The sequence below is a fragment of the Streptomyces sp. ICN903 genome (assembly GCF_022015835.1).
Classification (GTDB): Bacteria; Actinomycetota; Actinomycetes; order Streptomycetales; family Streptomycetaceae; genus Streptomyces; species Streptomyces fenghuangensis.
In genome coordinates, this window is sequence record NZ_JAKMAY010000177.1 from 1 (window position 1) to 12396 (window position 12396).

The 12396-nt window shown below is 74.4% G+C and carries 6 protein-coding genes; 4 read left to right on the forward strand and 2 right to left on the reverse strand.

Annotated features, from left to right (window positions below; genetic code table 11):
• Positions 1-20: 20 nt before the first annotated feature.
• Positions 21-2165 (forward strand): ATP-binding protein, encoded by a 2145-nt coding sequence (locus tag L7D48_RS18250; RefSeq protein ID WP_374492731.1) that lies wholly within the window; start codon positions 21-23, stop codon positions 2163-2165.
• Positions 2166-2348: 183 nt separating this feature from the next.
• Positions 2349-4058 (forward strand): PucR family transcriptional regulator, encoded by a 1710-nt coding sequence (locus tag L7D48_RS18255; protein WP_237880526.1) that lies wholly within the window; start codon positions 2349-2351, stop codon positions 4056-4058.
• Between the two features lie 69 nt (positions 4059-4127).
• Here the strand turns inward: L7D48_RS18255 and L7D48_RS18260 are convergent, their stop codons facing one another.
• Positions 4128-5459: a M14 family metallopeptidase gene (locus L7D48_RS18260; RefSeq protein ID WP_237880527.1), complete on the reverse strand. Its 1332-nt coding sequence runs from the start codon at positions 5457-5459 to the stop codon at positions 4128-4130.
• Positions 5460-5715: 256 nt separating this feature from the next.
• On the opposite strand from L7D48_RS18260, the gene L7D48_RS18265 reads away from it, so the two are divergent.
• Entirely contained in the window at positions 5716-7170 is a 1455-nt protein-coding gene (locus L7D48_RS18265) for an aldehyde dehydrogenase family protein (protein WP_237880528.1), read from the forward strand.
• A 104-nt stretch (positions 7171-7274) separates the two neighbouring features.
• Here the strand turns inward: L7D48_RS18265 and L7D48_RS18270 are convergent, their stop codons facing one another.
• Positions 7275-10199, reverse strand: coding sequence for a glycoside hydrolase family 3 C-terminal domain-containing protein (locus tag L7D48_RS18270; RefSeq protein ID WP_237880529.1), 2925 nt, complete (start codon positions 10197-10199; stop codon positions 7275-7277).
• Positions 10200-10550: 351 nt separating this feature from the next.
• On the opposite strand from L7D48_RS18270, the gene L7D48_RS18275 reads away from it, so the two are divergent.
• The gene (locus tag L7D48_RS18275) at positions 10551-12218 is read left to right on the forward strand and encodes an extracellular solute-binding protein (protein WP_237880530.1); all 1668 of its coding nucleotides are present in this window, start codon (positions 10551-10553) and stop codon (positions 12216-12218) included.
• Positions 12219-12396: the final 178 nt, after the last annotated feature.

Below are 12396 nucleotides of genomic sequence, written 5' to 3' on the forward strand. Positions count from 1 at the left end.
ATCCGGGGGACCCGCGCAGGGTGCGCGGCGGGCGGGGGGACCTGCCGGCGATGCCGCTGACCCCGCCCGCGCCCCCGATGCCGCGGCAGGCGCCCGCGGCGGGGCCGTCCCTGGGCGAGTGGCTGCGCACACCGCGTCCCGAGGCGGGCCCCGGCATCTGGCGGTACGGGCACCGGCCCAGGCCGCCGGAGGACCCCGACCGGCTGGACGACCGGCAGCTGCTGGGCGGGGCGGCACTGGCGCTGGTGTGCGCCCTGCTGGTGTGGTCGCTGAACTACAACGGCTACATCCCGCCGCTGATGTGGCCGCTGGACTGGTTCACGCCCGATTCCTGGAAGGGCGCTTCGGGCAACGTCGATGCCTTCGTCGCCGCCGCATACACCTACTACGCACTTCTCGCGGCCCTGTTGGCCTGGGGCTTCGGGAAGATCGGGCACTGGGGCGAGATCTGGCGCCGCTACGTGCGCCCGCGGTTGCGCGGGCCGGGCGGGCCGGAGGGGGCCACGGGAGGAGTGGGGCTGCCCGGCGATCCGGCGGCCGCGCTCCCCGGCGGGCCCGCCGATCCGGCGCTGTGGCCCCAGCTGCGGGCCGTGGGCGAGCACGCCGCGGCCGACCGGCTGACGGCCGAGATCCACGGCGGCCGGATGAACGACGTCGACTACGTCCGGATCGACCGGGCCTGGCAGGCGGTACGCGCGCGGTACGAACGGCTGCCCGCCTTCACCGAGGCCGTCCTCGACCGGGGAGCCGCCGCGTTCGCCCACCCCTCCGGCGACCGCGACCTGCCCGTCCGGGCGGCCCGGCACGACCTGCTGACCGGGCAGGTGCGGCTGGGCGCCGCGCCCGACGAGGAGCGCAACCCGTACGCCTACCGGGGTGTCCGCCTCGCGCTGGAGCCCGCGCTGCTGAGCACCTCGATGCTGGTGGTGGGGCCGTCGGCGGCGGGCAAGACCAGCCGGGTGGTGCGGCCGGTGGTGGAGTCCCTGGCCCTCCAGGCCCTCGCCGGGCGGGCCGCCGTGGTCGCCGTGGGCACGGCGGGCGCCGGGCTCGGCCCCGACGAGGCCTACGACGTGGTGATCCGGCTCGGCGACCCCGGGTCCGCCCACGACCTCGACCTCTACGGCGGCACCGACGACCCGGACGAGGCCGCCGCCGTTCTGGCCGAGGCGCTGGTCGGGGACGCGCCCGGCGGCCCGGTGGGCCCCGGAGGCGCGGGCGGCTTCGGAGGTGAGGCGGACACCCGCCGTGCCGCCACCGCCCTCGCCCAGCTCATCGGCCCCCACCGGACCGCCCATGGCCGTTTCCCGTCCGTGCCGGAGCTGCGCGAGCTGCTCGACGGGGTGCCCGTCGCGCTCGCCGCGCTGCGCCAGGCGTGCGAGGCCGCCGGTGACGGCGCCGCCCTGCGCGAACTGGACGCCCGCGAACGCCAGGCCGGGCGGCCCGGCGATCCGGGACCGCTGCTCGCGGACCGGATCGCGCTGCTGGACCGGCCGGCGTTCGCCGGGTTCTTCGCCACCGGCGGCACCAGCCGCCCCTTCGCCATGCGCGATCTGGCGCACCCGCTGCGGGTACGGATCGACCTGCCCGAACGCGGTCACGCCGAGGCGTCCCGGTTGCTGGCCCGGTTGCTGCTCGCCCAGTTCACCGCCTGCGCCCGCGACCGCGACGAACGCTCCCTGTTCGCGTGCCTGGTGCTCGACGACGCCGCGCACACCCTCACCCCCGCCTCCGTGCGCGCCGTCCAGCGGCTGCGGACGGCCAACGCGGGCGTGGTGCTGGCGCTGCGCAGCCTGGACGAGGTGCCCGAGCCGCTGCGTGCGGCGGCGGTGGGGGCGGTCGGCTGCCGGGTGGTGCTGTCGGGGGTGAGCACCTGGGACGGTGAGGTGTTCGCGCAGGCGTGGGGCCGGGATTGGGTGAAGACCGAGGACGTCACCCACAACCCCGACTTCTCCGGCGGCACGTTCCGGCGCGCCCTGCGCGGGATCCGGACCCTGTTCACCGGGGTGCGGGCGACCACCCGCTCGGTCACCGTGCGCACGGTCCAGCGCGAGCGCTGGTCCGCCTCCGATCTCGCGCACAAGGTGCCGCCGGGCCACGCGGTGGTGTCGCTGACCACCGTCCGGGGTGAGGCGAGCCCACCGGTCCTCGCCCGGCTCGGGGAGTAGCCGGGGCGCGGCGGCCCGGTGCGGGCGGCCCGGAGAGGGCGTACGACGGCGCGTACGGCTGTACGGTCGGTAGTGGTGCGGCCTTATCCTTGCTACCGCACGGACAAAAACCGCTGCCCTCCTCCCCCGCCCCGCCGGGCCGCCGGCAAGCGGTCGAACGCCGGAAAGGGCCCCAGGTCAGCCATGCCGATCACCCTCGCCTCGCTGGTCCAGAACTCCTCCCTCAAGCTCGCCGTCCTCGCGGGCGAGGGACGGCTGGACGCCCCGGTGCGCTGGGCGCACGTCAGCGAGCTGGCCGACCCGGTGCCGTATCTGGACGGCGGGGAGCTGCTGCTGGTCACGGCGATGAAGCTCGACGTCGAGGACGCGGAGGCGATGCGCCGCTACGTCGCCCGGCTGGACGCCGCCGGTGTGGTCGGGCTGGGCTTCGCGGCCGGGGTCGCCTACGACACGGTGCCCCCGGCGCTGCTGGACGCCGCCCGCGAGGCGGGCTTCCCGCTGCTGGAGGTGCCCCGGCGCACCCCGTTCCTGGCCATCGTCAAGGCGGTCTCGGCAGCGGGCGCCGCCGAGCAGTACCGCGCGGTCAAGGCGGGGTTCGAGGCCCAGCGGGAGATGACCCGCGCCGTGCTCTCCGCGCGTGGCACATCCGGTCTGCTGGCGAAGCTGGCGGCCCATGTGGACGGCTGGGCCGCGCTCTACGACGTCTCCGGCGCGCTGGTCGCCGCCGCCCCGTCCTGGGCCTCCCGCCGGGCCGCCGAGCTGACCGACGAGGTGCGGCGGCTGCGCGACCGCTCCGCCACCGCGAGCGCCGTGGTGAGCGGGACCGGCGGCCGGGCGGGCGACCGGGTGGAGCTGCAGTCGATCGGTTCCGGGCGCCGGGTCAGGGCGGTGCTCGCGGTCGGCACCGGCGCCCCGCCGGGTACCGCCGAGCGCTACGCCGTCAACTCCGCGGTGGCGCTGCTGACGTTGACCACCGAGCGGTCCCGGGCCCTGCTGGAGGCCGAGCAGCGACTGGGCGCGGCGGTGCTGCGGATGCTGCTGGCGGGGGAGGCCGACCACGCCCGGGCGGTCGCCGGTTCGCTCTACGGCACGCTGCTGGACGAGCCGCTGCGGGTGGTCGTGGCCGAGGGCGCGTCGGCACGGGGCAGGGCGGCGGACGCCCGGGAGCCCGCTGCGGGCGGGGCCGCGGGCGGCGCTTCCGAGGAGCCGGGCGGGCCGGAGGGTGCTCTGCCCGCCGGGGTGGAGGCGCTCGCGGAGAAGACCGAGTCGGCCGCCGCCCGGGCGGGGGAGTCCGTCCTGCTGGTCCGGCACGACCGGCGGCTGGTGGGACTGGTGGCGGACGGCGGCGCCGCCGCGGCCGCCTGTGCGGACTTCGCGGGCCGGACCGAGACGGCGGCCGGGGGCGGACCGGTGGGCGCCGGTACGGAACACGGGGTGGTCGTCGGCGTCTCGGCGCCCGCCGGACTCGCCTCCGTCGCCGCGGCGTTCAAGCAGGCCGGGCAGGCGCTGTCCGTCGCCCGCCGCCGCGGCCGGGCACTGGTCGAGCACGAGGACGTGGCCTCCGGCTCGGTCCTCCCGCTGCTGGCCGACGAGGCGGTGCGCGCCTTCGCCGACGGGATGCTGCGCGCGCTGTACGAGCACGACGCGCACGGCCGCGGCGACCTGGTCGCCTCACTGCACGCCTGGCTCTCCCGGCACGGGCAGTGGGACGCGGCCGCCGCCGACCTCGGTGTCCACCGGCACACCCTCCGCTACCGGATGCGGCGGGTCGAGGAGATCCTCGGCCGGTCGCTGGACGATCCGGACGTGCGGATGGAGTTGTGGCTGGCGCTCAAGGCGACGGCGACCGTGCCCCCGGTCCGCAAGGACCAGGGGCGGTCCCGCAAGGGCTGAGACCCCAAAGGCCGCGGCCCGGCGACCGGATCCCGGAGGGCCGGGCGCGGTCGGGGCGCCGTCAGGGCGTCAGGAGCAGTACTGCCGCTCCTTGCCGATCGAGCGGTACATGCAGTCGGCGTTCTCCAGCAGCAGCAGGACGGCGTCCTCGTTGCGGCTGGTCTCCCGCTCGATCACCTCGTCGGGCGGGTAGAAGCCGTCCCGCCCGTTCGGGCCGGGGTACATCTCGAAGGTGTAGCTGAAGATGCGGTGTTCGGCCCACAGCCAGTCGTTGATCGTGCCGTCGGTGATGTACAGGTCGCTGGACTGCTGGGGGGTGTAGCCGTTGGACGCGGCCATCGCCCTGCCGACGGCGGCGAAGGCGTTCCGGTCGTCCTGGGTGAGTCCCGGGGCGGTGTCGTTGTAGGTGTAGCCGTAGGGCCACAGCACCAGTTCGCTGTAGGTGTGGAAGTCGATGTGCGCCTTGATCTGCTGCTGCCCGCCGACCACCCGGCTGCGGACGAAGTCGGCGACGACCTTCACCTCCGGCGCGGACCCGGCGGACGGGCCGCGGTAGGTGGCGCTGGAGGGGCTGGAGGAGGAGCCGCCGCAGCAGCCCCACCTGTAGTACCAGTTGCGGTTGAGGTCGGTGCCGACGTACCGGGAGCCGGAGTTGGGCTGGCGGTTCTTGCGCCAGCTCCGGTAGCTGCCCGAGGCGATGTCGTACTCGCCGCCGTCGGGGTTGACGTCGGCGATCACCCACAGCTCGCGGCTGTCGACCATGCGGGTGATGCGGGAGTCGCTGCCGTACCGCTCGCCGAACTCGCGGATCACGTACAGCGCCATCTCCACGGTCAGGTGCTCGCGGGCGTGCAGGTGGTGGGTGAACAGCACCTCCGGCTCGCTCTCGTCGGCGGAGGCGTTGTCGCTGATCTTGACGGCGACGATGTCGCGGCCCTGGTAGGTCTTGCCGATGACCTTCTTGGCCATGATGGAGGGGTACTCGCGCACGTACCCGTCGATGGCCGCCATGGTCTCGGCGTAGTTGTGGTAGCCGGAGTCGCTCGGCGGGTAGTCGAGGGTGTTCGCCCCGTCGCTCGCGGCGCCCCGCTGCGGGGGAGCGGGCAGGGCGGTGAGGCGGTGGCCGGCCTTCCGCAGCTTCTCGGCCTGCGCGGCGTCGGCGGTGACCACCACCGAGTGCTCGCGCACCGCGTCGATGGCCGTACCCGTACGGGCGATGGCCGTGCGCTGTTCGGCGCCGGTGATCCCGGCGATCTCGTACTGCCGCTCGCCGGCGGGGGTGGCCCGCCGGCCGTCGTCGGGAGGAGCGGCGGTGGCCTGCGCCCCGAGCGGAACGGCCAGTGCGAGGGTGAGGAGGAGGGCGGCGGTGAGGGTCCGCCGCCGGTGAGGACGTCTACGCATCGCGTCTCCTGGGGTGTCCAGTTCGACGGGTGGGGGTGGTGCGTTCCGTGCCGTGTCATGGTCGCTGCAAAACGATGGGCGGGCAACCGGGCCCTTTCCGACAAAGAGGTGCGTGGAGCAACCCGAGTGATACGTGCCGGACAAGAGTCCCGTGCGGCCCCGGCCCCTACGGTGGTCCCAGGAGCCGGCCGCGCAGCAGCCGGGCCCCGACCACCACCTCCACCGCTCCACCACTTCGGAAGGGCCGGGATACGCAGTGACCACAGCGACTTCCCCACACGCGTTCTGGCTCGCCGGCCGCGAGGCGACCGGCGACGAGACCTTCGAGGTCACCTCGCCCTGGGACGGCCGGACCGTCGGCACCGTCAGCGTCCCCACCGAGGCACAGGTCGAGCAGGCCGTGGCCGCCGCGGCCGGGGTGGCCGCCGAGTTCGCGGCCACCCCCGCGCATGTGCGCGCCGCCGCCCTGGACCACGTCCACCGGCGGCTGACCGAGCGCGCCGAGGAGATCGCGAGGCTGATCTCCGCCGAGAACGGCAAGCCCATGAAGTGGGCCCGCGGCGAGGTCGGCCGCTGCGTGTCGGTCTTCCGCTGGGCCGCCGAGGAGGCCCGCCGCTTCAACGGCGGCACCGCGCAGCGACTGGACACCGACGCGGGCGGGACCGGCCGCCTCGCCCTGACCCGCCGCTTCCCGCGCGGGCCGGTGCTGGGCATCGCGCCGTTCAACTTCCCCCTCAACCTGTGCGCCCACAAGGTCGCCCCGGCCATCGCGGTCGGCACGCCGATCATCCTCAAGCCCGCCCCGGCCACTCCGCTTTCCGGGCTGCTCATCGGCGAACTGCTGGCCGAGACGGACCTGCCGGCCGGCTCCTGGTCGGTGCTCCCCGTGCCCAACGACCGCATGCCCTCCCTGGTGGCCGACGAGCGCCTGCCGGTCATCTCATTCACCGGCTCCGGCCCGGTGGGCTGGTCCATCCTGGACACCGTGCCCCGCAAGCGCGTCACCCTGGAGCTGGGCGGGAACGGCGCGGCCGTCGTACTGGCCGACTACTCCTCCGACGCCGACCTGGACCGGGCCGCGCAGCGCATCGCGACCTTCTCCAACTACCAGGGCGGCCAGTCCTGCATCTCCGTCCAGCGCGTCATCGCCGACGCCTCGGTCTACGACCGGCTGGTACCCCGGGTGGTCGAGGCCGTCGAGGCGCTGGCCACCGGCGACCCGTCCGACGACGCCACCGACGTCGGCCCCCTGATCAGCGAGGACGCCGCCAAGCGGGTGGAGTCCTGGGTGGACGAGGCGGTCGCGGCCGGCGCGAAGCTGCTGACCGGCGGCAAGCGCGACGGCGCCACGTACGCCCCCACCGTCCTCGCGGACGTGCCCGCCGACGCCTCGGTCTCCTGTGAGGAGGTCTTCGGCCCCGTGCTCACGCTGACCTCGGTCGACGGCGAGGAGGCCGCCTTCGCCGCGGTCAACGACTCCAGGTACGGCCTGCAGGCGGGGGTGTTCACCCACGACGTGCGGGCGGCCTTCCGCGCCCACCGTGCCCTGGAGGTCGGCGGCGTGGTCATCGGCGACGTCCCCTCCTACCGCGCCGACCAGATGCCCTACGGCGGGACCAAGGAGTCCGGCGTCGGACGCGAGGGCGTGCTGTTCGCCATGGAGGACTACACCTACGAGCGGGTGATGGTCCTCACCGGCCTGGACCTTTAAGTCCTCCAGCTCCCGGCGTCCGGTCCGCTCCGTCCGGCCGCCGGGCTGTCGCCGCGACCCGGCCCCCGAAGGAGGACCGGGCCGCGGCGCGGGCCCGCCCGTCGTCAGGTCGCTTCGGCGGAAGAGGGTCCGCCGAAGCCCAGGCGGGCCAGTCTGAGGGAGCCGTGCAGGGTGACGCGCAGATCGCGCACTCCCGAGGGCGGATCGTCCAGGCGGGCCCGCACGGTGGTGTACGTGTAGCGGTCGCCGGTGCACGGGACGGTGAGACGCGCCAGAACGCGGCCCCCACCGTCCTCGCCACCCCGACCGTCCTCGCCGCCGCTTTCCAGGCACAGGACGATCTCCGCCTCGCCCGGCTCGGCGCGCGCCGCCTCCACCGTCACCGAACCGGCACCGGATCCGTTCTCGAAGTCACAGTCGTGGAAGACCAGTTCGGCCTCCCCGGGGCCGGCCGGGGCGACCGCGTCACCGCGCTCCCGGCTCAGATCCACCAGCTCGGTGCCGCTCTGCCCGTCGTAGTCGGCGGCCCGGATGTCGCCCACCGGACGCGGGGCACCGGGTTCGCCGTCGACGCGGAAGACCGCGCTGCGGCGGATGTCGGCGCTGGAGGCGCCGAGGTCGGCGGCGTAGGAGCCCGGGGCCACCCGCCACCGGCCGTGGGCCACGTCCCACAGGCCCAGGGCCCGGGAGACCGGGACGGTGAACTCCACCTCCCGCGACGCGCCCGGATCCAGCCGGATGCGGCGGTGGGCCGCCAGCGCGCGGTGCGGGCGGGGCAGCCGGCGTCCGGCCGCCTCGACGGCGCGCACATAGAGCTGGACCACCTCGTCGCCCGTCACCGCGCCGGTGTTGGTCACCGTGCAGCGGACGGTCAGCGCCTCGCCGTCGCAGGAGACCTCCGGCTCGCCGTAGCCGAAGGAGGTGTACGACAGGCCGTGGCCGAACGGGTAGAGCGGAATGCCGTCGAAGTACAGGTAGGTGGTACGCGAGCCGATGACGTCGTAGTCCAGCAGACCGGGTAGATCGGCGTCGGAGGCGTACCAGGTCTGCGGCAGCCGCCCGCCCGGTGAGACGTCGCCGGCCAGCACGGCGGCCAGCGCTTCCCCCGCCGCCTGCCCGCCGTGGGCGGTCCACAGCAGGGCGGGCAGCGCCTCGTCCGCCTCGCCCACCGCGTACGGGTAGGCCGAGGTGAGCACCAGGGTGGTACGCGGGTTGGCGTCACGGGCCGCCCGCCACAGCCGGTCCTGCTGCGGCGGAAGGGCGAGGGTGGTGCGGTCCTCGGTCTCGCGCCCGCCGATGTGCGGGTCGTTGCCCGCGACGACGACCACCACGTCGGCCTCCCGCGCGGCGGCCCGCACCTCGTCCTCGCCGCGCCGGACGGTCTCGACGGTGAACACCGTGCCCGGTCCGCCCTCGGCGGCAACCCGGACGCCGTCGGCGGCGACTTCCACGTACCGGCCCGTCCCCCGGTGCCTGAGGAGGTGCCCGCCGTCGTGGGGTTCCAGTTCGAAGGTCTCCTGGACCACCCAGCCGCCCGGCTGCTCGGCCGAGGCGCGTACGAAGCCGTCGTCGGCGACCGACAGGTAGCGGCCGCCGCCCGCGCGCAGGGTCAGCACCCCGCCACCCCAGTCCACCAGTGCGAACTCCTCCCCGGCGCCCGTACTCACCGTCAGCGGCGGCAGATCGGTGCGGCCGCGCAGCAGCGCCGGGTCCAGCGCGCCCGCGGCCGCCGGGTCGCCGGACCCCCGCTCGCCGGGGCCGGCCTCGGGCACGGCCAGCCGGCCGCCGGAGCAGCGCAGCCGTACCCGGTCGGCGCCCTCGGCGTACACCACCCGGTCCGCTCCGAACCGCTCCCGCAGTCCGTCCAGCGCAGTGGAGCGGCGCAGCAGCGCGCCGCTGTACCAGTCGAGCTTGCACTCGTCGGCCAGCAGCCCGACGACCGCGACCCGCACCCCGTCCGCCAGCGGCAGCAGACCGTCGTTGCGCAGCAGGACGATCGCCTGCTCGGCGGCCTCGCGCGCCAGCTCCCGGTGCCCGGGGGTGTCGAACGCGGCGTCCCCGTCGAACGGTTCGGGGTCGAACTCGCCCAGCGAGCAGCGCATCGCCAGCAGCCGCAGCACCGCCGCGTCCACGTGCTCCTGCCCGATCAGCCCGCGCTCCAGCGCGCCGCGCACCCGGGCGGTGATCCGCGAGGAGTCCTCGCCGTGGTCGGTGAAACTGTCCACCCCGGCGCGCAGGGCGGCGGCGGTGGCCTCCTCGTGGGTGTCGAAGTAGCCCTGGGAGTCGGCCAGGTTGCTGGGCGCGCCGGCGTCCGAGCACACCACCAGGTCGTGGTCGCACCAGGTGCGCAACTGCTCGGCCAGCAGCGGCGAGAGGTGGTTGGGGCGGCCGTTGACCAGGTTGTACGCGGGCATCACCCCGGCCACCGCGCCCGCCTCGACGGGGCCGCGGAAGGCCGGCAGCTCGTACTCGTGCAGCACCCGCGGGCGCACCGAGGCCGAGGAGGTGTCGCGGTCGGTCTCGTTGTTGTGCGCCAGCCAGTGCTTGAGCACCGGGGCGGTACGCCGGCGGGTGGGGTGGTCGCCGCGCAGGCCGCGGGTGTAGGCGGTGGCGATCGCGGCGGTCAGATGAGGGTCCTCGGAGTAGCCCTCCTCGTTGCGGCCCCACAGCGGATGGCGCAGCAGATTGACCGTCGGCGACCAGACGTTCAGCCCGACGCGCGGATCGCGGGCCCGCATCGCGCGCACCTCCCGCCCGACGGCCTCGCCCACCCGCCGCACCAGCTCGTCGTTCCAGGTCGCCCCGAGCCCCACGGCCTGGGGGAAGACGGTGGCCGGGCCCATCCAGGCCACGCCGTGCAGCGCCTCCTGGCCGGTGCGGAAGGCGGCGACGCCCAGACGCTCCACGGCCGGGGCGAACTGGTGCAGCATCGCGACGCGCTCGTCGGGCGTGAGCCGCGCCAGCAGGTCGGCGGCGCGCTCACGGGCCGGCAGCGCCGGGTCGCGGAAGGGCGGCTGGTCGGTGCTCACGTGCGGAAGGTCTCCTCGGGGAGATGGGCGGTCACCACCGTGCGGCGGTGCGTGCTGCGGGGCGTGCTGCGAGGTGGCGGTACACGATTCGAAGCGCTTCGATGCTGGGGTGACAGCAGGGCGGGTGTCAAGGAGCTGAACGCGAGACAGCCGTCCGGACCCGTGAACTGCCTGTATCCGGGCCGCTTCCGGTGCCTCGATGTTTCTTCGCCACGACCCTTGCGCGGTATGACCCTCGCACTTAATCTCGGCGCAACATCGAAGCGCTTCGACCGACCTGCCCGACCGGCGGGGCCGCACGCCGTCCGTCCCGTCCGTCCCGCCGACGCGCCGCCACGAAGGGTTGCCGCCATGTCCCAGACCACCAGCCCCAGCCGGAGAACCTTCCTCGCCTCGACGGCCGTCGCCGCCGCGGCGGTGGGCGGCGTACCGCTGCTGTCGGCGTGCTCCTCCGAGGGCGGCGGCAACCGGAACGAGGGCACGACGACGAAGAAGGACGCGGCGAAGATCCTCCCGGCGTACGTCGCCTCCGAGGTCGTCGAGCCGGACATCCCCGGCGAGAACGGATCGCGCCCCGGCTTCACCGGCAAGGCCGAGCCGTACGACGCGCTGCCCGTCTCCGTCCCCGAGAAGATGGGCGGGGGCGGCGAGGTGGCCGTCATGAGCCCGCTGTGGGGCACCCCGCCCGAGAAGGACTGCGCCTACTACCGGGCGGTCGACGAGGCCATCGGGGTGAAGGTCGACTGGCAGACCCAGGACGGCAACACCTACGGCGAGAAGCTCGGCGCCGTCCTCGCCTCCAGCGGCATCCCCGACATGGTGGTGATCCCCAGCTGGGAGATGCAGGGCAAGATCCCCAGCGCCATCGGCAGCCGCTTCGCCGACCTCGGCCCGTACCTGTCGGGCGACAAGGCCAAGGACTACCCCAACCTCGCCGCGATCCCCACCGCCGCCTGGCAGATGTCCATCTTCGGCGGGGAGCTCAAGGGCCTGCCCATCCCGTCGGGCGCGGTCGACATCATCATCCCCTACTACCGCCAGGACGTCTTCGAGGACAAGGGCTGGGAGGTGCCCACCAGCCCGCAGGAGTTCATGGACCTCGCCAAGGAGATCACCGCGCCCAAGGCCAAGGTGTGGGCGTGCGAGGACATGAAGTGGACGGCGTTCAACGTCTTCGGCGTGCTGCCGGAGAAGCCGTACTGCTGGCAGTGGCAGGGGGACAAGCTCGTCCACCGCATCGAGACGGACAACTTCCTCGAGGCGCTGGAGTGGACCCGCAAGCTCTACGCCGCCGGCGTCGTCCACCCCGACGCCAAGACCGGCCGCGGCGACGCCGGCACCCGCTTCACCGCCGGCCAGTCGATGATCGTGAACGACGGCAACGCCAAGTGGTACGGCTGGACCTTCGAGCAGAGCGAGCAGAACCCCGACTTCCGCGTCCAGGGCATGGACATCTTCGGCCACGACGGCGGCGACCCGCAGCTGTACTTCGCCAACCCGGCCGGCATCTGGGCCTTCATCAACCGCAAGGCCTCCGAGGAGACCGTCCAGGAGTGCCTGGCCATCGCCAACTTCGCCGCCGCCCCTTACGGGACGAAGGAGAACCGCCTGGTCAGGTACGGCGTGGAGGGCACCCACTACACGCTGAAGGACGGCGTGCCCACCAAGACCGAACAGGGCGTCACCGAAGTCCAGGACACCTACTTCTTCACCGCCAGCGCCGAGGCCGTCGCCGCCTTCCCCGACCACCCGCAGGTGGTGCGGGACTGGTGCGGCTGGCAGCAGCGGATGGGCGCCTTCATGAAGAAGCCCCTGCTGTACGGGATGCAGGTCCGCGAACCCAACCGCTGGACCAATCTGAGCGACCAGTTCGAGGAGCTGGAGAACGACGTGGTGCGCGGCCGCAAGAAGGTCTCCGACATGCAGAAGGCCGTCGAGGACTGGCGCCGGGCCGGCGGCGACGAACTGCGCGACTGGTACCGGAAGCTGATCGAGGACGCCGGCGAGTCCGCCGCCTGACGCACCCGCGCCCACAGGCCCCCGGCCCGGCGGCGCGGCGCCCGCCGCGGCGCACCGCACCACCGGACCGGGGCCGGAACGAAGCTGACGAGGAGAGTCCCGTGTCCCACAGCACGGCCCCCGGCGAGGCACCGGCCGGCGGCACCGGCCCCACCGGGATGGCCCCGGCCCCCCATCT

Bases quoted from the DNA above. Each gene is read 5' to 3' on its own strand.
- L7D48_RS18255 (WP_237880526.1), top strand. From the start codon at position 2,349: ATGCCGATCACCCTCGCCTCGCTGGTCCAGAACTCCTCCCTCAAGCTC.
- L7D48_RS18260 (WP_237880527.1), bottom strand. From the start codon at position 5,459: ATGCGTAGACGTCCTCACCGGCGGCGGACCCTCACCGCCGCCCTCCTC.
- L7D48_RS18275 (WP_237880530.1), top strand. From the start codon at position 10,551: ATGTCCCAGACCACCAGCCCCAGCCGGAGAACCTTCCTCGCCTCGACG.